Source organism: Sphingomonas sp. Leaf28, assembly GCF_001421685.1.
Classification (GTDB): domain Bacteria; phylum Pseudomonadota; class Alphaproteobacteria; order Sphingomonadales; family Sphingomonadaceae; genus Sphingomonas; species Sphingomonas aurantiaca.
The window spans coordinates 598,505-619,278 of sequence record NZ_LMKX01000001.1; the positions used below are offsets into that span (position 1 = coordinate 598,505).

19 protein-coding genes are annotated in these 20,774 nt (G+C 66.5%); 13 read left to right on the forward strand and 6 right to left on the reverse strand.

The features are described 5' to 3' along the window. Positions 1 to 122 precede the first annotated feature (122 nt). The 3 genes from ispH to rnhA are packed head-to-tail and all read left to right on the forward strand — an operon-like array spanning position 123 to position 2,492. Complete coding sequence (gene ispH, locus ASE79_RS02840; protein WP_056411534.1) at positions 123 to 1,079, forward strand: 4-hydroxy-3-methylbut-2-enyl diphosphate reductase; 957 nt, start codon at positions 123 to 125, stop codon at positions 1,077 to 1,079. A gap of 1 nt (position 1,080) precedes the next feature. Next, positions 1,081 to 2,031, forward strand: a complete 951-nt coding sequence (thrB, locus tag ASE79_RS02845; protein ID WP_056411536.1) for a homoserine kinase — start codon at positions 1,081 to 1,083, stop codon at positions 2,029 to 2,031. Beyond that, positions 2,028 to 2,492 carry a ribonuclease HI gene (gene rnhA / locus ASE79_RS02850; RefSeq protein ID WP_056411539.1) on the forward strand — a complete coding sequence of 155 codons (465 nt, stop codon included), beginning with the start codon at positions 2,028 to 2,030 and terminating at the stop codon, positions 2,490 to 2,492. The genes thrB and rnhA overlap by 4 nt, the downstream gene beginning before the upstream one ends. A 57-nt stretch (positions 2,493 to 2,549) precedes the next feature. Here rnhA and ASE79_RS02855 read toward each other — a convergent pair whose 3' ends face one another. Both ASE79_RS02855 and ASE79_RS02860 read right to left on the reverse strand, forming a co-directional pair. Further along, positions 2,550 to 3,599: an NAD(P)/FAD-dependent oxidoreductase gene (locus ASE79_RS02855; protein WP_056413279.1), complete on the reverse strand. Its 1,050-nt coding sequence runs from the start codon at positions 3,597 to 3,599 to the stop codon at positions 2,550 to 2,552. A gap of 47 nt (positions 3,600 to 3,646) precedes the next feature. Next, a complete protein-coding gene (locus ASE79_RS02860) occupies positions 3,647 to 4,663 on the reverse strand; it encodes an alpha/beta fold hydrolase (protein ID WP_082445024.1) in 1,017 nt (338 codons plus the stop codon). A gap of 46 nt (positions 4,664 to 4,709) precedes the next feature. Here ASE79_RS02860 and ASE79_RS02865 point away from each other — a divergent pair, with 46 nt between their 5' ends. From ASE79_RS02865 to ASE79_RS02900, 8 genes are read left to right on the forward strand one after another with little or no spacing between them, the layout of a single operon-like run. After that, positions 4,710 to 5,159, forward strand: a complete 450-nt coding sequence (locus ASE79_RS02865) for an A24 family peptidase (protein ID WP_416354495.1) — start codon at positions 4,710 to 4,712, stop codon at positions 5,157 to 5,159. A gap of 46 nt (positions 5,160 to 5,205) precedes the next feature. Then, on the forward strand, positions 5,206 to 6,249 hold the full coding sequence (cpaB, locus tag ASE79_RS02870) for a Flp pilus assembly protein CpaB (RefSeq protein ID WP_056411542.1): 1,044 nt from the start codon (positions 5,206 to 5,208) through the stop codon (positions 6,247 to 6,249). A gap of 1 nt (position 6,250) precedes the next feature. Further along, positions 6,251 to 7,822, forward strand: coding sequence for a type II and III secretion system protein family protein (locus ASE79_RS02875; RefSeq protein ID WP_056411545.1), 1,572 nt, complete (start codon positions 6,251 to 6,253; stop codon positions 7,820 to 7,822). A gap of 48 nt (positions 7,823 to 7,870) precedes the next feature. Then, positions 7,871 to 8,512 (forward strand): CpaD family pilus assembly protein, encoded by a 642-nt coding sequence (locus ASE79_RS02880; RefSeq protein ID WP_056413285.1) that lies wholly within the window; start codon positions 7,871 to 7,873, stop codon positions 8,510 to 8,512. Next, the gene (locus ASE79_RS02885; RefSeq protein WP_056411547.1) at positions 8,512 to 9,795 is read left to right on the forward strand and encodes a P-loop NTPase; all 1,284 of its coding nucleotides are present in this window, start codon (positions 8,512 to 8,514) and stop codon (positions 9,793 to 9,795) included. The genes ASE79_RS02880 and ASE79_RS02885 overlap by 1 nt, the downstream gene beginning before the upstream one ends. A 40-nt stretch (positions 9,796 to 9,835) precedes the next feature. Further along, the gene (locus ASE79_RS02890) at positions 9,836 to 10,807 is read left to right on the forward strand and encodes a type II secretion system F family protein (protein WP_056411549.1); all 972 of its coding nucleotides are present in this window, start codon (positions 9,836 to 9,838) and stop codon (positions 10,805 to 10,807) included. Positions 10,808 to 10,818: 11 nt separating this feature from the next. Next, positions 10,819 to 11,811, forward strand: coding sequence for a type II secretion system F family protein (locus tag ASE79_RS02895; protein WP_056413288.1), 993 nt, complete (start codon positions 10,819 to 10,821; stop codon positions 11,809 to 11,811). Positions 11,812 to 11,863: 52 nt separating this feature from the next. Continuing rightward, the gene (locus ASE79_RS02900) at positions 11,864 to 12,229 is read left to right on the forward strand and encodes a hypothetical protein (RefSeq protein WP_056411552.1); all 366 of its coding nucleotides are present in this window, start codon (positions 11,864 to 11,866) and stop codon (positions 12,227 to 12,229) included. A 229-nt stretch (positions 12,230 to 12,458) separates the two neighbouring features. Here ASE79_RS02900 and ppdK read toward each other — a convergent pair whose 3' ends face one another. The 4 genes from ppdK to ASE79_RS02915 all read right to left on the reverse strand — a co-directional run bounded on the left by ppdK (position 12,459) and on the right by ASE79_RS02915 (position 18,519). Continuing rightward, a complete protein-coding gene (gene ppdK / locus ASE79_RS02905; protein WP_056413291.1) occupies positions 12,459 to 15,122 on the reverse strand; it encodes a pyruvate, phosphate dikinase in 2,664 nt (887 codons plus the stop codon). A 92-nt stretch (positions 15,123 to 15,214) separates the two neighbouring features. After that, on the reverse strand, positions 15,215 to 16,336 hold the full coding sequence (locus ASE79_RS22015) for a glycine--tRNA ligase subunit beta (protein ID WP_416354496.1): 1,122 nt from the start codon (positions 16,334 to 16,336) through the stop codon (positions 15,215 to 15,217). Positions 16,337 to 16,394: 58 nt separating this feature from the next. Then, positions 16,395 to 17,555 (reverse strand): glycine--tRNA ligase subunit beta, encoded by a 1,161-nt coding sequence (gene glyS / locus ASE79_RS22020; RefSeq protein ID WP_416354497.1) that lies wholly within the window; start codon positions 17,553 to 17,555, stop codon positions 16,395 to 16,397. 124 nt (positions 17,556 to 17,679) lie between these two features. Next, positions 17,680 to 18,519: a glycine--tRNA ligase subunit alpha gene (locus tag ASE79_RS02915; RefSeq protein ID WP_056411553.1), complete on the reverse strand. Its 840-nt coding sequence runs from the start codon at positions 18,517 to 18,519 to the stop codon at positions 17,680 to 17,682. 188 nt (positions 18,520 to 18,707) lie between these two features. On the opposite strand from ASE79_RS02915, the gene ASE79_RS02920 reads away from it, so the two are divergent. Together ASE79_RS02920 and ASE79_RS02925 are read left to right on the forward strand one after the other, a co-directional pair. Then, the gene (locus ASE79_RS02920) at positions 18,708 to 19,574 is read left to right on the forward strand and encodes a TraB/GumN family protein (RefSeq protein ID WP_056413292.1); all 867 of its coding nucleotides are present in this window, start codon (positions 18,708 to 18,710) and stop codon (positions 19,572 to 19,574) included. Between the two features lie 256 nt (positions 19,575 to 19,830). Beyond that, entirely contained in the window at positions 19,831 to 20,529 is a 699-nt protein-coding gene (locus ASE79_RS02925; RefSeq protein WP_056411556.1) for a 50S ribosomal protein L25/general stress protein Ctc, read from the forward strand. The last annotated feature ends 245 nt before the right edge of the window (positions 20,530 to 20,774 follow it).

A 20,774-nucleotide genomic window follows, 5' to 3' on the forward strand; every position in this document is an offset into this window, starting at 1 on the left:
GGCGACGCTTACCTTCTCGAACGAGCGAAAGGGCCACCGCGTGTCGCAAGCGGCCCCTGTCGCGGCGCACCATAGGAACCGGCTATCGTCCAGGCAAGCAATCGCGTAGAGGCTGGCGCATCATGAGCCCAAACGACAAGCCGCCGCTCGAACTGTTGATCGCAGCACCCCGAGGCTTTTGCGCGGGGGTCGACCGCGCCATCCGGATCGTCGAACTGGCGATCGAGAAGCATGGCGCGCCGGTCTATGTCCGCCACGAGATCGTCCACAACAAGTTCGTCGTCGACACGCTGAAGGCACAGGGCGCGATCTTCGTCGAGGAACTCGACGAGGTGCCCGATGGCGCGCCGGTCGTGTTCTCCGCGCACGGCGTGCCCAAGTCGGTGCCGCTGGATGCGCAGAATCGCGGTCTCGAATATCTCGACGCGACCTGCCCGCTGGTCTCGAAGGTCCACCGCCAGGCCGAGCGGCTGGTGGCGCAGGGACGGCATATCGTGTTCATCGGCCATGCCGGGCATCCCGAGGTGATTGGCACGTTCGGGCAGGTTCCGGAAGGCGCGATGTCGCTGATCGAGACGGTCGACGATGCCGAGGTGTTCGCCCCCGCCGATCCGGCCAACCTCGCCTTCCTGACGCAGACGACTCTGTCGGTGGACGATACCGCTGCCGTCGTGGCGACGTTGCAGCGCCGCTTTCCGCAGATGCTCCCGCCGCGCGGCGAGGACATCTGCTACGCGACGTCGAACCGCCAGACCGCGGTGAAGGCGATCGCGCACAGCGTCGACGCGGTGCTGGTGATCGGCGCGCCCAACTCGTCCAACTCGGTCCGCCTCGTCGAGGTCGCCGAGCGCGAGGGGACGCCTGCGATGCTGATCCAGCGCGCGAGCGAACTTGACTGGAATTTTCTGGTGGGCGTCGGCACGCTGGGCATCACGGCGGGCGCGTCGGCCCCCGAGCTGCTGGTGCGCGAACTGGTCGATCGGTTGTCCGAGCGCTTCACGGTCACCGAGCGCGAAGTCGAGACGAACCGCGAGACGATCGCGTTCAAGCTGCCGCGCGGGCTGGAGGCGGCCGCCTAGCATGGCGGTCTATACGCAGGTTTCGGCCGAGGCACTGGGCGCCTTTCTCGCGCGCTACGACCACGGCGAGCTTCTGTCCGCCAAAGGCATCGCCGAGGGGGTCCAGAACAGCAACTACCTCGTCGAGACGACCGCCGACCGCTTCATCCTGACGCTGTACGAAGAGCGAACGTCGACCGAAGACCTGCCGTTCTTCCTCGACATGCTCGATCATCTTGCAGCGGACGGCAATCCGGTGCCGCGAGCGCTGCCCGACCGGGACGGCGTCGCGATCCAGCAGCTGGCAGGGCGATCGGCATGCCTGATCGAGTTCCTGACCGGCGTGTCGGTGTCACATCCCACCGCTGCGCAGGCCTATGCCGCGGGTGCTGCGATGGGTCATATGCACACCAGCCTTGCCGGTTTCGGGCAGACCCGCGCCAACCCGCTCGGGGCCGATACGTGGCGGCCGTTCCTCGCGCGATGCGGGCGCGACATCGACTCGATCGCGCCGGGGCTGTTCGACCGGACCGAGGCCGCGCTGAGATCGGTGCTGGCGCAGTGGCCGCGCGACCTGCCGATGGCGGCGATCCATTCCGATCTGTTTCCCGACAACGTGCTGATGCTCGGCGACCGGGTGACCGGCGTGATCGACTTCTATTTCGCGTGCACCGACATCCGCGCCTATGACTTGGCGGTGATGCACACGTCCTGGGCGTTCGACGGCAATGGCGAGAATTACAATGCCGCGATCGGCAAGGCGCTGATCGATGGCTATGCCGGCCAGTTCGCGCTGTCCGACGCCGAGCGTGCGGCGCTGCCGATCCTCGCGCGGGGCGCGTGCCTCCGGTTCCTGCTGACGCGCGCGTGGGACTGGCTCAACACGCCGGCGGATGCGCTGGTGACGCGGAAGGATCCGCTGGCCTATTGGCGGCGGCTCGAGACGTATCTCAAGGACGATCTGTTTGCATGACTGACGAAGCTGCCGTTTCCATCACCAAGGTCGAGATCTTCACCGACGGTGCCTGCAAGGGCAATCCGGGCCCCGGCGGCTGGGGCGCGGTGATCCGGATGGGCGCGCACGAGAAGGAATTGTCGGGTGGCGAGTCGCCGACGACGAACAACCGAATGGAGATGACCGCGGCGATCGAGGCGCTCAACGCGCTGACCCGGCCGTGCGCGGTAACGCTGTACACCGACAGCAAATATGTGATGGACGGCCTGACCAAGTGGGTGAAGGGTTGGCAGCGCAACGGCTGGAAGACCGCCGACAAGAAGCCGGTGAAGAATGCCGAACTGTGGCACGCGCTGCTCGCGGCGGTCGCGCGGCACAGGATCGAATGGCAATGGGTCAAAGGCCATGCCGGCCACCCGGAAAACGAGCGCGCCGACAAGCTGGCGAGCGACGCCGCGGTAGCGGCTGGCCGGCGGTAAGCGCGGCTGGCCGGTGGGTTTTTGGGAATTGCGGCAGGGCGCGCCGCTACTTGCCGATCAGGTAAACCGACCCGGCGCGTAGCGGTCGGCGTCGATCCCCGCGACGACCGGGTCGGGGTTGCTGCCCAGCAGCAGAGCGGCGGCGAGCAACGCTGCGGCGGGCGCGGTCTGGATACCGAACCCTCCCTGCCCCGCAGCCCAGAAGAATCCGGGTACGTCGCGGTCAAAGCCGTAGACCGGGAGGCGATCAGGCGCGAACGTGCGCAACCCCGCCCAGCGGCGCTCGACCGCGGCGACCTGCCAGTCGACGGCCTGCTCGAATCGGTCAATAGCGATCGCGACGTCGATCTCTTCCGGCGCCGCATCGCAGGGGTCGGTCGGCGTCTCGTCATGTGGGCTGAGCCACAAACGGCCGCCCGGCTCGGGCTTGAAATAGAATCTCCCGGCAATGTCGGCGACGTGCGGTAGGGCGTCGGGTGCACCCGGATTGGTACGCAGCTGGACCATCGTCCGGCGATAGGCCTGCAGCCCGAGCGGGCTTGCGCCTGCGCGGATCGCCACACTGTCCGCCCACGCCCCGGCGGCGTTGACGAGGATGCGTGCGCGCGCCGTTCCCGCCTGCGTGGCGATCGTCCAGATACTGTCTGCGCGGGTCGCATCCTGGAATGCGGCATCGGTGACGAACACGGCGCCGGCGCGGCGGGCGGTCGCGATGGACCCCGCGTGGAGCGCGGCGACGTCGATATAGGCGCAACTCGGCTCCTGCACGCCGAGGACCCAGTCGCTGCGCAGACCGGGGATGAACGCGGCCGGGTCGACCCGGTCGAGGACCACGGCGCTGTCGACGAACGCCGCCAGGAACGCATCGATCGCCGCCGCGTCCTTCGCACGGCCGATATGCAGCGATCCGAGCGGCGCCAGATGCCCCCCCGCCTCGAGCATCGGGCCCGATGCGGTGGTCAACGGCTGGATATCCGGGCCGCCATAGGTCTCCGACCAGAACGCCGCGGACCGCCCGGTGGCATGATAGCCGGGCGCCGCCTCCGCCTCGAGAACCAAGACGCGCGCGTCTGGGCCTAGCGCCGCGGCCAAACTGGCCCCGGCCATCCCCGCGCCGACGATCACCACGTCGTAGATCGGATCAAACACGGACGTCACGTGCGAGGCGGCACGACGGCAGCTAGGAAGGAATCGATCGCAGCCAGCGCCCGATTGCGCACACCATCCGCCTCGCGAAGGATCTCATGTGCCGATTCGCGGCCGAACCGGACGATTTGCACATCGGGCAACCGCGCGCCGAGCCGCAAGGTTGCGCGGGGTTCGACCAGCTTGTCGGCTTCTGCGACGAGCATCAATATTGGCGTTTTGATGGTTTCGATACGTGGATCTACCGCAAGTTCGGCGGCGGCGGCGAAGCCGTGTGCCAGCCATGTCCAGCTTGGCGGGCCGAGGCGGAGCGCGGGGTTCTGCTCTTGCCACCAGCCTTCGTCGTCGTAGCGCGACCTGTCGTGAGTCAGCAGGGTCTGGCGCGACGCGATCGAACCGGGGCGTTCGTTGCTACGCCATGCGCCGCGCGCGGGATTGCCGTGCGCCGCCATCCACCGGGCCGCACGGCCGGCAATCCCGGCGCCGACCGGCGACTTCAGCCCGATCATCGGCGCGACGAGGATCGCGGCATCGGCGTCGATCGCGCGGGCGGCGAGCGCACGCATGACCATCATGCCGCCCATCGAATGGCCCAGCACGACGTTCGGCTGACCGTCGCCGTCGCCCTCCGCGCGCCAGTCCGCCCAGAAAGCCGCGAGGTCGCGGTCGTAGACCGTGTAATCGCCGACGTGACCGATATGCGGATCGGCGGACAGGCGCCCCGAGCCGCCCTGTCCGCGCCAGTCGAATGCGGTGACCGACCATCCGTGCGCGTGGAGATGCGCGAACGTCTCCAGATACTTCTCGACGCTGTCGCCGCGCCCGGTCTGGAACAGTATGCGGCCCCGCCGCGCCGGCGCCGGCCAGTCGAAGCGCCGCAGTTTCCAGCCATCGGAAGCGGTCCAATAACCGATACGCGCATCGGCCGGGATCGCACGCCGAACGGTGGCGGCATCGCCACGCTGCGTAACGTGCGGGTTGCCGGGCGAATAATCGGTCGGGACGGTTACTTTTTCGAAAGCCATCTTCGTTAGGGCCTAGCCGATGGGGTGGAACATTGCTCTTCCAATTTTGATTTTCGCGCTTGGCGGCCTGCTGGTGTCCGCCGGCATCGAGGATGCACGAACGCGCGAGATCGCCAACTGGAAAAACGCCGCGGTCGCGCTTCTGGCGCCGCTCTGGTGGTATGCCAACGGGCTCGACATCTGGCCGGACATGGCGCTGCAGCTCGGCGTCGCGCTGGCGGTGTTCGCGGTGTTCCTGCTGGTATTCCATTTCGGGCTGATGGGCGGCGGTGACGTCAAGCTGATCGTCGCGCTCGCGCTGTGGCTGCCGTTTCCGGCGTATCTGTCGATGCTGATGGTCATGTCGATCGCAGGCGGTGTCGTCACGATCGTCATGATGGCCGAGCGCATCATAAAGAAAACGTCGGCGACCATCGAAGTCCCGTACGGCGTGGCCATAGCATTCGCCGGGCTGCTGGCGCTGCGCGAACCACTCCTTAATCAGTTTCAGTCATGATTAACGTCGAAGTGAAATCCCGGCGCCCGAAAGGCACGAACTAGTCATGGATAGTCGCAAGATCATATTGCTGGTAGGCGCGCTGATTGTCGCAGGCCTTACGGCATTCTTTGCCAGAACGCTGATCGCCGGCAGCTCTGCCCCGCAGGCCGGTGCCGTCGCGATGGCCGCACCGGTGATCGACGGTCCCGAAGTGCTCGTCGCGACGCGTTCGCTGCCGGTCGGTACGATCCTCGACGCCACCGCGCTGAAGTTCCAGCCCTGGCCCAAGGAGCTGGTCGACAACGCCTATTACCTGCGTGACAAGACCAACCTCCAGTCGCTGCAGGGCACCGTGGTGCGCAGCAACATCACCGCCGGGCAACCGGTGACGCAGGGATCGCTCGTCAAGCCGGGCGACCGCGGCTTCCTTGCTGCCGCGCTCGGGCCCGGCATGCGTGCGGTCACCGTGCCCGTCTCGGCGCAGGCGGCAGTCGCAGGCTTCGTGTTTCCCGGCGACCGGATCGATCTGGTCCTCACTCAGACCGTCGCGGGCGGTGGCGAAGGCCAGCCGCTCAAGGTGTCCGAAACCATCATGCGCAACATCCGCGTGCTCGCCACCGACCAGCGCACCGACAATCTCGTCGGCGAGGACGGCAAGACGCAGGTCCGCACCTTCTCGAACGTGACGATCGAGGCGACGCCGAAAATGGCCGAACAGGTCGCCGTGGCGCAGACGCTCGGTTCGCTGTCCTTGTCGCTGCGCTCGATCGCCGACAATTCCGCCGAGCTCGAGGAAGCGATCGCATCGGGCGCGGTGAAAGTGCCCGAGGGCAACGATCCCAAGGCAGAAAAGGCAATGATGGTCCGGCTCGCTAGCCAGCCATCGGCGGGCGCATCGAGCTACCAGACCGGGGCTGACGTGTCGCGCTACCAGCGCAGCACGATCCCCGGCAAGCCGGTCGGCGGCGATGGCCCGGCGATGCAGGGCGTGCCCATCATGCAGTCCGGTGGTGGCGGCGGGGGCGGCACGCCTGCGATCCAGGGACCGGTCGTCCGGGTCGCACGTGGCACCGCGATGACCGTGGTTCCAGTCGGGGGGAAGAACTGACATGCGTATTGCGAAGACCCCGCTGGGATGGCCGCTGGCCGTCGCCCTGGCCGCCGCGAGTGCCGCCCCGTCCGTTCCTGCACTGGCGCAACGCCGCGGCGCGGCGACCGCACCCGCAGGCGCGCCGGTCGTCCAGCTCAACACCGGCCGCGGGCGGTTGGTAACGCTGGCCCAGCCGATGACCGACCTGTTCGTCGCCGACGACTCGATCGCCGACGTCCAGGTGCGGTCACCGACCCAGCTCTATGTCTTCGGCAAGAAGACCGGCGAGACGACGATCTCGGCAACCGCCAAGGGCGGCGCGGTCGTCTATGCGGCCACCGTCCGCGTCGGCAACAACCTCGACTCGGTGCAGCAGATGCTCGCACTGGCGATGCCCGAGGCACAGGTCGTCGCCACGCCGATGAACGGGCTCATCCTGCTGACCGGAACAGTGCTCGCCCCCGAGGACGCGGCTGAGGCCGAACGGCTCGTCCAGGCATTCGTCGGTGATTCGACCAAGGTGCTGTCGCGCCTCAAGACCGCGACGCCGCTGCAGGTGAACCTCCAGGTGCGCGTCGCCGAGGTCAGCCGCAGCTTCGTCAAGAATATCGGCGTCAACCTGCTGACGCAGGATCGCGGTGGCTCCGGCATCCTGTTCGGCAGCACATCGGGGTCGCCGGGCACGATCACCTATGACTCGACGACGGGATTGAAGACGTCGACCTACACCAAGGGGGCACAGCGCACGACGCTGGGGCTCGCGGGCAACCTGCTCGGGCTGGATTTCCTCGCGGCGATCGATCTCGGCGAGACGACCGGCCAGGTGACGACGCTGGCAAACCCGAATCTGACCGCGCTGTCGGGCGAAACGGGGACGTTCCTGGCGGGTGGCGAGGTTCCGATCCCGCTCGCGCAGGCGCTCGGCACCGTGTCGGTCGAGTATAAGCAATATGGCATCAGCCTGGCCTATACGCCGACGGTGCTGTCGGATGGCCGCATCTCGCTGCGCGTCCGCCCCGAAGTGTCGCAGCTCGATTATTCGAACGCGGTAACACTGAGCGGCACGCGAGTCCCCGGGCTGACGACCCGGCGTACCGAGACGACGGTCGAACTCGGGTCGGGCCAGAGCATGATGATCAGCGGCCTGCTCTCGAACAGCCACAATAATTCCTACGACAAGACGCCGGGGCTCTCGAGCCTGCCGATCATCGGCGCGCTGTTCCGATCCAACGCGTTCCAGCGCAACGAGACCGAGCTGGTCATCGTCATCACCCCGTATCTGGTGAAGCCGGTCAACAGTTCGCGCGACATCGCGCTGCCGACCGACGGCGCGCGCGCGCCGAGCGATCTCGACCGCGTGCTGCTGGGCACGCTCAGCGCGAGCAACGGCGGCAAGCGGCCGGTGCCGACGGTCGCGCCCTCGCGCTATGCGGCGCCGTCGGTCGGGGCCGCGGCGCCGGTGATGCCGGTACCGCGCGGCGATACCCGCCGCACCGAGGACTCGACCATCCCGGCGGATACCGTGGCGGCGGCGAACAGGCGCGGCAAGGCGAAGCCCGGCGCCCTGCCCGCCCCCGGCTTTTCGAACTGACCGGGACGCACTGACATGAGCCTGCGCCCCACGCACCAAGGATATCCGATGAGCAAGCCCTCGATCCTAGCGTCCCTGCTGCCCGCCTTGCTGCTCGCCGTGCTGCTGGCCGGCTGCATGGGCACGGAGAATCGCGGCCTCGAATCGGTCCACCAGCCGGTCGTCAGCCGATCCGATTATGCGCTCGATCTCGGGCTGTCCGGCGGCGAGCTTGCCCAGGGCGAACAGGAGCGGTTGGCCGGCTGGATGACGACGATGCATCTCGGCTATGGCGACCGCGTGGCGATCGACGATCCTGCCGCGGAAGGGTATCGCGCGCGTACCGATGTCGCCGCGGTCGTCGCGCGCTATGGCCTGCTGCTGAGCGCCGATGCACCGGTGACGCCCGCGCCGGTGACGCCAGGCACGATCCGCGTGGTGGTCAGCCGGATGCGCGCGGACGTGCCGCGCTGCCCCGACTGGTCGCGCAATTCGTCGGATGATTTCGCGGCGAACACCTCGTCCAACTATGGCTGCGCGATCAACCGCAACCTGGCGGCGATGATCGCCAACCCGGCCGACCTGGTCCGCGGCGCCCCCGGCACCGAAACAACCGATGCCGCTCTGTCGTACAAGGCGATCGACACCTATCGCAAAAAGGCGCCGACCGGTGCCGGTGGGCTCAGCGCCAGCAGCACGGGAGGGAAGTGATGAACGCACCCTGGAAGCCCGGCGGCATCGCACAGCGCGAACCCTTTACCGCCTATGTCTGCGACGAGACTACCGCCGAGGCACTGCGCCCGGTCGCGAGCGAACTCGGCTGGGCGGTCGAGAAGATCCACAAGGGTGGCCTGCGCAACGCGATCCAGTCGCTGTCGGTCTCCGCCTCGCCGCAGATCCTGTTCGTCGATCTCGCCGAATCGGGTGACCCGCTGAACGACATCAACGCGCTCGCCGAAGTGTGCGAGCCAGGGACCGTCGTGATCGCGGCTGGCCAGGTGAACGACGTCCGGCTGTACCGCGATCTCGTGTCGAGCGGGATCCAGGATTATCTCCTCAAGCCGCTGCACGCGGACATGCTCCGCGAGGCGTTCGGCCATGCGCAGGCGCTGCTGAACGCGCCCAAGCATGTCGAGATCTCGACCGACCGGCCGCATTGCTCGGTCGCGGTGATCGGTACGCGCGGCGGCGTCGGTGCCTCGACGGTCGCGACGTCGCTCGCCTGGCTGCTGGCGGACAAGGAAAAGCGCGCCACCGCGTTGCTTGATCTCGACGTCCATTTCGGGACGGGGGCGCTCAGCCTCGATCTCGAGCCGGGGCGCGGGCTGACCGACGCGATCGACAATCCGAGCCGGATCGACGGGCTGTTCATCGAACGCGCGATGGTCAAGGCGTCGGAGAAGCTGTCGGTCCTCTCGGCCGAGGCGCCGATCAACGCGCCACTCGTGACCGACGGCTCGGCCTTCTACCAGTTGCAGGAAGAGATGCGCGCCGCGTTCGAATGCACCGTCGTCGATCTGCCGCGGGCGATGCTGATCCAGCATCCGCAGCTCGTCAGCGACGTCCAGCTGGCGGTGATCGTGACTGAACTGACGCTCGCCTCCGCCCGTGACACGATCCGGATCCTGTCGTGGATGAAGACGAACGCGCCGCAGACCGAGCTGTTCGTGCTCGCCAACAAGATGCACGCCGGCGGTCAGCTCGAGATCAGCCGCAAGGATTTCGAGGGCTCGATCGAGCGCAAGATCGATTATCTCGTGCCGTTCGACCAGAAGCTCGCCGCGCAGGCCGCCAAGCTCGGCAAGCCGATCGTCGAGGTGGGCAAGACGTCGAAGACGATCGCGCCGATCACCGCGCTCGCGAACGCGATCGCCTCCGCCGTGCCCGACGGCGCGACCGACGGCGCCAAGTCGAAGGGCAAGTCGCTGATCGGCAAGTTCGGTGACCTGAAGGGGTTGATCCCCAAGCGCGCGCCCAAGGCAAAAGCGAAATGAGCCGCGGTCCGATCCTCCCGAGCGGAAGGCGATAGGCGCGATGGAGATGATGCCGTTCGTGCTGGTCATCGTCGGCGCGTCGATCGTGCTAGCGATGGTCGCGCTCGCGTTTTCGGGCCCGTCCGCCGGCCGCGCGCAGTCGCGGCGGATCGCGGCATTGCGCGACCGTCACGGCGACGCGCTGGTGGTCGCCGAGGCGCAGCTGCGCCGGATCTCGATGAACCGCGACACCCAGATGGATCTCGCCTTCACGCGGATCCTGCCCAATCCGGTCCAGCTCGCCAAGAGGCTCGCAATGACCGGCAAGACCTGGACGGTCGGCCAATATGGGCTGGCGACCGCGGGGATCGGGCTGGTCGTTGCGGCGCTGATGCTGCTCAAGGGACTGCCGATCCTGCTCGCGCTGCTGTTCGGCGTGTTCGTCGGCGTCGGGTTGCCGCATTTCTTAGTCGGCAAGACGATTGGTCGGCGGGTCGGGAGGTTCACCGCCAAGTTCCCCGATGCGATCGACCTGTTGGTACGCGGACTGCGCTCGGGCCTGCCGATCAGCGAGACGATTGGCGTCGTCGGCCATGAGATTGACGGCCCGGTCGGCGAGGAGTTTCGCGCGGTCAGCGACAAGATGAAGATCGGCCGGACGATGGATGCCGCGCTGCAGGAGACCGCGGACCGGCTGGGTACGCCCGAGTTCCAATTCTTCGTGATTACGATCGCGATCCAGCGCGAGACCGGCGGCAATCTGGCGGAGACGCTGGCCAACCTGTCCAACGTGCTGCGGCTGCGCGGCCAGATGAAGCTGAAGATCAAGGCGATGTCGTCGGAATCGAAGGCCTCGGCCTACATCATCGGCGCGCTGCCGTTCATCGTGTTCGCGATGATCTGGGTGATCAACGGCACGTACATGCAGAAGTTCTTCATCGACGAGCGGCTGATGGTGCTCGGCATGGGCGGGATGGTGTGGATGGGAATCGGCGCCTTCATCATGTCCAAGATGATCAGCTTCGAGATTTAAGGGCCAAGATGATGGGCACGACCGCCGGACCTACCATTCTCGGGATCGACGTCCTGCTGGTCGCGACGATCCTGTCGGGCGTCGCCGCGTTCGCGGTGATGGTCGCGATCTACGCCGCCACCACCGTCAGCGATCCGATGACCAAGCGCGTCAAGGCGCTGAACGATCGCCGCGAACAGCTGAAGGCCGGCATCACCGCCTCGACCAAGCGCCGCGCCAAGCTGGTGCAGCGCAACGACACCGCCGACAAGATGCGCGGCATGCTCTCGTCGATGAAGATGTTGCAGGACAGCCAGGTCAAGGCGGTCCAGCTGAAACTGATGCAGGCGGGCATCCGATCGAAGGAATGGGCGCCCGCGGTGATCTTCGGCCGGCTGGTGCTGCCGATCGTGCTGGGGAGCGCGATGCTGTACTGGGTGTACGGCACCGACGGCTTTGCGACCTGGGGCCCGCTGAAGAAATACGGGCTCGTCGCGATGACGTTCATCCTGAGCTACAAGGCGCCCGACCTCTTTCTAGACAACAAGATCAAGAAGCGCTCGGACGCGATCCGCAAGGGGTTGCCCGACGCACTCGATCTGCTCGTGATCTGCGCGGAAGCGGGGCTGACCGTCGACGCCGCGTTCCACCGGGTCGCGCGCGAGCTCAGCCGCGCCTATCCCGAGCTCGGCGAGGAGTTCACGCTGACCGCGATCGAGCTGGGGTTCCTGACCGATCGGCGGACGGCGTTCGAGAATCTGGCGATGCGCGTGAAGCTGGACGCGGTGAAGGGCGTCGTCACGACGATGATCCAGACCGAGAAATACGGCACGCCGCTGGCATCTGCGCTGCGCGTACTGTCGGGCGAATTCCGCAACGAGCGGATGATGCGCGCCGAGGAAAAGGCCGCGCGGCTGCCCGCCATCATGACGATCCCGCTGATCCTGTTCATCCTGCCGGTGCTGTTCGTCGTCATCCTCGGGCCGGCGGCGTGTTCGATCTCCGATGCGCTCATCAAGACCTAGGCAACCGCAGCGCGGGCGGATCGTTGAGCTGCCGTAACAGGAGGGTTTTACGATGCCGTTGTTTTCCACACCTACGCAGTTCGCGGCGCTTGCGCTGGTCTTTGTTGCCGGCTGGCTGTTCGGACTGGCGAGCCATCCGGGGGGCAAGAAGTGGAAGGCGCGGTATCTGGCCGAGCGTGACGCACACGGGGCTGCTAAGAAGGATTCGGACCTGAGGGCGGTTGCTGCGGAGAAGCGGGCGACTGAGGCGGAGCATGAGAATGCACGGCTGGTGAAGGCGGCTTCGGTTGCGCCGGTCGCGGCGCCGGTCGTGGAGCGTCGGCCGGTTGGCGATACGGTTGCGCGGTCTGAGGCTCGGCCGGCGTATCGGGCCGATGGGACCAAGCGTGGCTGGTTCGATTTCGATCAGCGTCGGTAAGGTTTGGAGCGGGGGGTGAGGTTTCCTCCCGCTTCCTTGTGCTCCCGCGAAGGCGGGAGCCCAGTCTGGGTCCCCGCCTTCGCGGGGACACAGTCTTCTTCTTTTACCACCCCGGCGTAGGCCGGGCCCAATTGGGGATGCTGAGTAACTTGGGAAAATCCTTAGTTACTCAGGACGTTCCAATTGGGCCCCGGCCGCCGCCGGGGTGGTGTTGTTTTTTGGGTTGGCGTTACTTCTTCGTCAGCGCTGCCTGCGCCGCGGCGAGGCGGGCGATCGGGACGCGGTACGGTGACGCCGAGACGTAATCGAGGCCGACCTTCTCGCAGAACGCGATGCTTGCCGGGTCGCCGCCATGTTCGCCGCAGATGCCGAGCTTGATGCCCGCGCGCGTCTTTCGGCCGCGTTCGGCGGCGATCTCGATCAGTTCGCCGACGCCCTCGACGTCGATGCTGACGAACGGGTCCTTCGCGTAGATGCCCTGCTCGACATAGGCCCCCAGGAACCGCGAGGCGTCGTCGCGGCTGACGCCGAGCGTCGTCTGCGTCAGGTCGTTGGTGCCGAACGAGAAGAACTCGCCGACTTCCGCGATCTCACCAGCGCGGAGTGCCGCGCGGGGTAGTTCGATCATCGTGCCGACGAGATACTCGATCGTGCGGCCCTTGTCGGCGAACACGGCCTGCGCGGCCTTGTCGACGACCGCCTTCATCAGTTCCAGCTCGCGACGCGTCGCGACCAGCGGGATCATGACCTCGGGGATCGGTGCCGCGCCCGACTTCTCCGCGACGTCGACCGCCGCCTCGAAGATCGCACGTGCCTGCATCTCGTAGATCTCAGGGTAGGTCACGCCGAGACGGCAGCCGCGATGGCCGAGCATCGGGTTGAACTCGTGCAACTCCGCCGCGCGGCGCTTCAAGGTGTCGACATCGACGCCCGCCGCGGTCGCGACTTCGGCGAATTCGGATTCCTCGTGCGGCAGGAATTCGTGGAGCGGCGGATCGAGCAGGCGGATCGTCACCGGCAACCCGGCCATCACCTCGAGGATCTCGGTGAAATCCTTGCGCTGTTCGGGGAGCAGCTTGTCGAGCGCGGCGCGACGGCCCTTCTCGTCGCTGGCCAGGATCATCTGGCGGACGTTGGTGATGCGGCTGCTTTCGAAGAACATGTGCTCGGTACGGCACAGGCCGACGCCCTCGGCGCCGAACTCGCGTGCGACGCGGCAATCCTCGGGGGTCTCGGCGTTCGCGCGGACCTTCAGGCGGCGGACCTCGTCGGCCCATACCATCAGCGTCGCGAAATCGCCCGACAGTTCGGGCTGTACGGTCGCGACCGCGCCGATCATCACTTCGCCCGTGGTGCCGTCGATCGTGAGCAGGTCGCCCTCCTTAACCTCACGACCGCCACAGCGCATGATCTTCGCCTTGGCGTCGATCGACAGCGTGCCGGCGCCCGAGACGCAGGGGCGTCCCATGCCGCGTGCGACGACGGCCGCGTGGCTGGTCATGCCGCCGCGTGCGGTGAGAATGCCCTTGGCCGCATGCATGCCGTGGATGTCGTCGGGCGAGGTCTCGGTGCGGACGAGGATGACGGCGACGCCATCGGCGGCCTTCTTCTCGGCGGCATCGGCGTCGAACACGACCGCACCCGAGGCGGCGCCCGGCGAGGCGGGAAGCCCCTTGGTCAGCACGTCGCGGTGCGCCTTGGGATCGAGCGTCGGGTGGAGCAGCTGGTCGAGCGCCATCGGCTCGACACGCAGGATCGCCTCCTCGCGCGTGATCAGGCCTTCGTTGGCCATGTCGACCGCGATCCTGAGCGCGGCCTTGGCGGTGCGCTTGCCGGCGCGAGTCTGGAGCATCCAGAGCTTGGTCTTCTCGACCGTGAACTCGATGTCCTGCATGTCGCGATAATGGTTTTCGAGCGTGTCGAACACGTCGGCGAGCTGGCCATAGACCTCGGGCATCGCCTCTTCCATCGAGGCGGGCTTGGCGCCGGCGTCTTCGCGCGCGGTCCTGGTCAGGTACTGCGGCGTGCGGATGCCGGCGACGACGTCCTCGCCCTGCGCGTTGATCAGGAACTCGCCGTAATAGGCACGATCGCCCTTGGACGGGTCGCGCGTGAACGCGACGCCGGTCGCCGAGGTGTCGCCCATGTTGCCGAACACCATCGCCTGGATGTTGACCGCGGTGCCCCAGGCGGCGGGGATGTCGTTGAGGCGGCGATAGACTTTCGCACGCTCGGACTGCCACGAGCCGAACACCGCGCCGACCGCGCCCCAGAGCTGATCGTGGACGTCCTGCGGGAAGGGCTTGCCCCACTGCTTTTCGACGAGGCCCTTATATTCGGCGACGAGCGCGCGCAGGTCGTCCGCGCTGAGCTCGGTGTCGAGCGTGAAGCCCTGGTCTTCCTTGGCGATCTCGAGCGCTTCCTCGAACGCGCCGTGATCGAGCTCGAGGACGACGTCGGCGTACATCTGGATGAAGCGGCGATAGCTGTCCCACGCGAAGCGCGCGTCCTCGGACTTGGCGGCGAGGCCCTCGACGGTCTGGTCGTTGAGGCCGAGATTGAGGACGGTGTCCATCATCCCCGGCATCGACGCGCGCGCGCCGCTGCGGACCGAGACGAGCAGCGGGTCGGCGGCGTCGCCGAACTTCTTGCCGGTGACGCCTTCGATATGCGCGAGGCCGGTCGCGACCTCGTCGCGCAAGGCCTGCGGGAACTGGGCACCCTCGTCGTAATAGACTGCGCAGAACTCGGTCGAGATCGTGAAGCCCGGCGGGACCGGCAGGCCGATCGACGCCATCTCGGCCAGGTTCGCACCCTTGCCGCCGAGCAGGTTGCGGTCGCCCTTGCCGCCATCCGAAACACCGCCGCCGAAGCGGTACACATATTGGGTCATCACGGGTCCTCTAAGTGCTTGTTTTTACGGGCAGGGCAAAAGTGAAGTATAGGAAGTGCAGACGCTGGGAGCTGTCTGCACATCCATTCCCGTCAGCCCTCGATCTTCGAAAAATCTGCAACGTTGTGCACTGCGGCACGGACTCGCTCAAGTAGGGCGAGACGGGCGGAGCGCTTGGCGGGATCGGCGTCGTTGACGATAACGCTATCAAAGAAGGCGTCGATCGGCGCGCGCAGCGACGCGAGCGCGGCCATCGCAGCGGCGAAATCCTCGCGGGCGATTGCTGCGGTGGCGTGGGGTTCGGCGGAGTCGAGCGCGGTCATCAGCGCAGCCTCTGCCGGTTCGGGCGTGTAGGACAGCGGTTCCTTCTCGCCTTCTGCTGTTCCCTCGCGAACGCGGGGGGCCAGGTCCGCACCCTCCCGGAGTTCGCCGCCGCTGAGTCCCTGGGCCCCCGCGTTCGCGGGGGAACCGGAAGGGGCTTCCTTCTTGAGGATATTGGCGGCGCGCTTGTAGCCGGCGAGCAGGTTCTTGCCGTCCTCGGTGGTCACGAACGCCTGGAGCGCGTGGACGCGCGCGAGCAGCCGGACGAGATCGTCCTCGCCACCGAGCGCGAACACCGCGTCGATCAGGTCGTGGCGGACACCGGCTTCGCGTTGCTGGACTTTGAGGCGGTCGGCGAAGAAGTCGAGGAGCTTCGATATCGTTGGAAGAATTTGCTTCTCATAAAGCTCATCCATCGCTTGCTGCGACATTGATACGGATTTTGCGTGAGAACGGGCATCAGCGTAGTCTAATTCGGTAACAAGCGACCCAGCTGCTCTGTGCGCAGCCATCGCCTCTTCAAAGGCACGAACGTCTTCCCTGCCGGCAATTGAAGCCGCCAGAGCACTCATGGGAAACGCAAGTGCCCATCGGAGTTGAACACGAATATTATTTTTAAGTAGCAGACTTAGCACCCCCAATGCTGCTCGCCGCAAGGCGAACGGATCCCGAGAGCCCGATGGCGGCAAATCGGATAGAAAGAATGCAGCAATCGTATCAAGCTTGTCAGCCAAGCTGACTGCCACCGTAACCGGGTCGGTGGGGACGTCATCCCCCTGCCCGACCGGCTTGTAATGGTCGCGGATCGCGGCGGCGACGGCGGGGTGCTCGCCCTGGGCTGCGGCGTAGTAGCCGCCCATCAGGCCCTGCAATTCGGGGAACTCGCCGACCATGCCGGTGACGAGATCCGCCTTGGCGAGACGGGCGGCGCGTTCCGCGAGGTCCGCCAGTTCACCACTCCCCTCCCGCKMGCGGGAGGGGAGCAGAAGACGTGACGATACCCTCTTCGACCAGCCAGCGGGCGAGCTTCGCGACGCGGTCGACCTTGTCGGCCAGCGTGCCGAGCTTTTCGTGGAAGACGATCTTTTCGAGCTTGGCGGCCTGCTCTTCGAGCGGCACCTTCAGGTCGGTGTCGTAGAAGAACTTCGCATCCGACAGCCGTGCGGCGAGGACCTTGCGGTTGCCCTCGACGATCTTCGCGCCGCCGTCGTGCGCGGCGATGTTAGCGGTACAGACGAACGCGTTGGCGAGCGTCCCGTCGGCGCTGCGGCAGACGAAATATTTCTGGTTCACGCGCGCGGTGAGCTGGATCACCTCGGGCGGCACGTCGAGAAACGCGGGGTCGAACTGGCCGAGCAGCGGAATCGGCCATTCGGTGAGCCCGGCATTCTCGACGACGAGACCCTCGTCGTCGATCAGTTCGAGCCCGGCCTGCATCGCGGCCTCGCGCGCGTGATCGCGGATCAGCGTCGCGCGCTCGTCCTGGTCGACGATGACGTGGCAGGCGCGCAGCTTCTCGACATAGTCGTGCGCGCCGCCGATCGTGATCTGGTACGGGTGGTGGAAACGGTGGCCGAGCGTGGCGGCGCCGCTCTCGATCCCGGCGATCTCGAACGGCACGATCTCTTCGCCGAGCAGCGCGACGATGCCTTGCAGCGGGCGGACCCAGCGCAAGCTTTCGGTGCTGGCCGAGGCGTCGCCCCAGCGCATCGACTTGGGCCATGGGAACGCACGGACGATCGCGGGGATCGCCTCCGCCAGCACGGCGGCGGTGGCGCGGCCGGGCTTTTCGGTGACCGCGAACAGCGTGCCGCCGCGATCGACGAGCTGCTCGCGCGTGAGACCGGTCTTGCGCAGGAAGCCTTCGAGCGCCTGCGGGGGGGCCGACGTCTTGGGGCCCTTCACCTCTTCGGAGACCGCGGCGGTCTCGAGCGGCAGGTCGCGCGCGATCAGCGTCAGCCGGCGCGGCGTCGCGTAGGTGACGATGTCGCTGGTGGCGATCCCGGCCTTGGCGAGTTCGGCGGTGAACAGCTTGGCGAGGTCTTCGCGCGCCTTCGCCTGCATGCGGGCAGGAATTTCTTCGGAGCGGAGCTCCAGGAGGAAGTCGGTCATTCGGGCTCACCGGTCGGAGCAAAAACACTCTGCGCTCTCTGCGCCTCTGCGCGATAGTCTGTTCGCGCAGAGGCGCAGAGGACGCGGAGAGAAGACGAGATACAGCCTGCGGCGCTTGGGCGCATCATGCCGCCCATCCGTGCTTGTCCATCCAGGCGGCGCAGGCGCCTTTGGCGAGGTCGCGGACGCGGCCCATATAGGCCTGGCGCTCGGCGACCGAGATCACCCCGCGCGCCTGGAGCAGGTTGAAGACGTGGCTGGCCTTGATCGCCTGCTCGTACGCCGGGATCGGCAGCTTGTGGTTCAGGCTGTTCTCGCATTCGGCGACGTGCTTGCGGAACTGGTCGAACAGCGAGTCCGTGTCGGCGACCTCGAAGTTCCACTTCGACATCTCCTGCTCGTTCTCCAGGAACACCTCGCCATAGGTGACGCCGGCGTCGTTGAACGCGAGGTCGTAGACGCTGTCCTTGTCCTGGATATACATCGCCAGGCGCTCGAGCCCGTAGGTCAGCTCGCCCGCGACGGGCTTCATGTCGAAGCCGCCCATCTGCTGGAAATAGGTGAACTGCGTCACCTCCATGCCGTCGCACCAGACCTCCCAGCCGAGCCCCCAGGCGCCGAGCGTCGGGCTTTCCCAGTCGTCCTCGACGAAGCGGATGTCATGCTTCAGCATGTCGATGCCGATCGCCGCGAGCGAGCCCAGATACAGCTCCTGGAGGTTCGCCGGCGATGGCTTCAGGATCACCTGATACTGGTAATAATGCTGGAGCCGGTTCGGATTTTCGCCGTAGCGGCCATCGGTGGGACGGCGACAGGGCTGGACGAACGCGGCGTTCCACGGCTTCGGCCCGAGCGCGCGCAGCGTCGTGGCGGTGTGGAAGGTGCCCGCACCCATTTCCATGTCGTAGGGCTGCAGGATCAGGCACCCGTGCTCGCTCCAATAGTCATGGAGCGTGAGGATCATGCGCTGGAAGCTGAGAGGCTTTTTCAGGGGCTGGGTCACGCGCGGGCTTTGGCGGATGGGGGTGCGAGAGGCAAGTGGTGCGTTTGAGTGGGGCATCCTACATGGGGGCGACCAACGATAAGGATGCCCTGGCCTTGAAGCTGTTTTCGAAGATCGTCCCGTTCCGATCCGCGCTCTCCGCGATCGCGATGGCGTTCGCCCTCCCCGCCTGCGCGCAGGTCGCGCCGAAGCCCGTGCAGGCCGCCAACGATGCCGATCCGGCGTTGTGGGTGGTGAAGGACAAGGACACGACGATCTATCTGTTCGGGACGATCCATGTGCTGAAACCCGGCATGACGTGGTTCGACGAGGCGGTGAAGACCGCGTTCGACCGGTCGCAGCAGGTGGTGCTCGAGCTGGTGATGCCCGATGCGAACAAGATGCAGAGCCTCGTGATGGCGACCGGCGTGGCGAAGGATGGCCCGACGCTGACCGAACAACTGCCCGCGGACAAGCGTGCTGCCTATGCGAAGGCGGTGACCGACCTGGGGCTGCCGGCGAACGCGTTCGATCGGTTTCGGCCTTGGCTCGCGGCGACCAACCTGTCGATCGCGCCGCTGTCGAAGCTCGGCTATGACTCGGAGAATGGGCCCGAGCATGTGATCACCGCGGCGGCCAAGGCGGCGGGCAAGCCGGTGATCGGGCTGGAGACGGCGGAGCAGCAGCTGGGCTATTTCGGCGGGCTGTCGCAAAAGGCGCAGCTGCAGTTTCTCGGCACCACGATCGACGAACTGCCGAAACTCGAGACGACGATGGCGACGATGGTCGACGAATGGGCGAAGGGCGATCCCGAGGCGCTGGCACGGGAGATGAACGACAGTCTGAAGGATTCGCCCGAGGTGGCGAAGGTGCTGCTGGTGGATCGTAACGCGCGCTGGGCGGAGTGGGTCGCGAATCGGATGAAGTCGCCGGGAACGGTGTTCGTTGCGGTGGGCGCGGGGCATCTGGCGGGGCAGGACAGCGTGCAGGCGCAGTTGGCCAAGCTTGGCGTGAAGGCGGAGCGGGTGAAGTATTGAGCTGCTGAATCCCTCTCCCCTTGGGGGAGAGGGAGGGAGGAGCCGTAGGCGACGGAAGGGTGAGGGCACGCGTTTGGGGCAGCCCGTGCCCTCACCCTCCCACGTGCAAGTGCACGCGGGCCCCTCCCTCTCCCCCGAGGGGAGAGGGTATAGTTGATTAAAACGTGTACTTCCGCTATGCGCCCGCGCTTCCGGTCCATGGTCATCCCTGGAGGCGTGGGCGGGAAGAACAACAAACGAGTTTCGGAGAATATTGATGAGCGACCAGTTGACGCTCGCAGCCGAGACGCGTGACCGGGTTGGCAAGGGAGCCTCCCGGGCGCTGCGTCGTGATGGCCGCGTGCCTGCCGTGATCTACGGCCTGAACAAGGAACCCACCTCGGTTCATCTCGAGGAAAAGGCGCTGATGAAGGCGCTGATGACCGGCCACTTCATGAATTCGGTCGTGATGGTCAACGGCGTCCGCACGCTGCCGAAGGACGTCTCGTTCCACCCGGTCAGCGATCGCCCGATCCATGTCGACTTCCTGCGCATCGGCGAGCACTCGACCGTCACCGTCGCGGTGCCGATCGTGTTCACCGACGAAGACGACGCGCCGGGCATCAAGAAGGGCAAGGGCGTCCTCAACATCACGCGTCATGAGATCGAACTGGTCGTCGACGCATCGGACATCCCGAGCGAGATCTCGATTTCGCTCACCGGCATGGAAATCGGCGATTCGATCCACATCAGCGACGTGACGCTGCCCAAGGGCGCGACGCCCGCGATCGACGACCGCGACTTCGCGATCGCCACGATCGTGCCGCCGACCGTGCCGACCGTCGAGGACGAAGAGCTCGAGGCTGAGGTCGCCGAGGCGCAGGCCGCCGAGGCTGCTTCGGACGAAGAGCCGGTCGTCGAGCCTAACGACGACAACAACGACGACGACAAGATCACGCCGCAGAAGAAGGACTAAGGGCTCCGGCCCTTCGTCTTCGGATGATGGTTTTGACGTGATCGGGCGGGCGGGAAAGCTAGGGCTTTCCCGCCCGTTTCGTTTTGGGGGATCGGCGGGCTTTGTCCGCGCCTTCCCCACCCCTGCCCGTCATCCCCGCGCAGGCGGGGATCCAGACCCTCGGACCTTTGTGAGGAATCGAGAGGTTTGCCAGTATGGGTTCCCGCCTCCGCGGGAATGACGGTAGGGGCACAGGCAGCGACTTT

Bases quoted from the DNA above. Each gene is read 5' to 3' on its own strand.
- ASE79_RS02885 (WP_056411547.1), top strand. From the start codon at position 8,512: ATGAACGCACCCTGGAAGCCCGGCGGCATCGCACAGCGCGAACCCTTT.
- ASE79_RS02900 (WP_056411552.1), top strand. From the start codon at position 11,864: ATGCCGTTGTTTTCCACACCTACGCAGTTCGCGGCGCTTGCGCTGGTC.
- ASE79_RS02895 (WP_056413288.1), top strand. From the start codon at position 10,819: ATGGGCACGACCGCCGGACCTACCATTCTCGGGATCGACGTCCTGCTG.
- rnhA (WP_056411539.1), top strand. From the start codon at position 2,028: ATGACTGACGAAGCTGCCGTTTCCATCACCAAGGTCGAGATCTTCACC.
- ASE79_RS02880 (WP_056413285.1), top strand. From the start codon at position 7,871: ATGAGCAAGCCCTCGATCCTAGCGTCCCTGCTGCCCGCCTTGCTGCTC.
- ASE79_RS02915 (WP_056411553.1), bottom strand. From the start codon at position 18,519: ATGATCCTCACGCTCCATGACTATTGGAGCGAGCACGGGTGCCTGATC.
- ASE79_RS02890 (WP_056411549.1), top strand. From the start codon at position 9,836: ATGGAGATGATGCCGTTCGTGCTGGTCATCGTCGGCGCGTCGATCGTG.
- ASE79_RS22015 (WP_416354496.1), bottom strand. From the start codon at position 16,336: ATGGTCGGCGAGTTCCCCGAATTGCAGGGCCTGATGGGCGGCTACTAC.
- ppdK (WP_056413291.1), bottom strand. From the start codon at position 15,122: ATGACCCAATATGTGTACCGCTTCGGCGGCGGTGTTTCGGATGGCGGC.
- ispH (WP_056411534.1), top strand. From the start codon at position 123: ATGAGCCCAAACGACAAGCCGCCGCTCGAACTGTTGATCGCAGCACCC.
- ASE79_RS02875 (WP_056411545.1), top strand. From the start codon at position 6,251: ATGCGTATTGCGAAGACCCCGCTGGGATGGCCGCTGGCCGTCGCCCTG.
- ASE79_RS02925 (WP_056411556.1), top strand. From the start codon at position 19,831: ATGAGCGACCAGTTGACGCTCGCAGCCGAGACGCGTGACCGGGTTGGC.
- cpaB (WP_056411542.1), top strand. From the start codon at position 5,206: ATGGATAGTCGCAAGATCATATTGCTGGTAGGCGCGCTGATTGTCGCA.
- ASE79_RS02920 (WP_056413292.1), top strand. From the start codon at position 18,708: ATGGCGTTCGCCCTCCCCGCCTGCGCGCAGGTCGCGCCGAAGCCCGTG.
- ASE79_RS02855 (WP_056413279.1), bottom strand. From the start codon at position 3,599: ATGGCCGGGGCCAGTTTGGCCGCGGCGCTAGGCCCAGACGCGCGCGTC.
- thrB (WP_056411536.1), top strand. From the start codon at position 1,081: ATGGCGGTCTATACGCAGGTTTCGGCCGAGGCACTGGGCGCCTTTCTC.
- ASE79_RS02860 (WP_082445024.1), bottom strand. From the start codon at position 4,663: ATGGCTTTCGAAAAAGTAACCGTCCCGACCGATTATTCGCCCGGCAAC.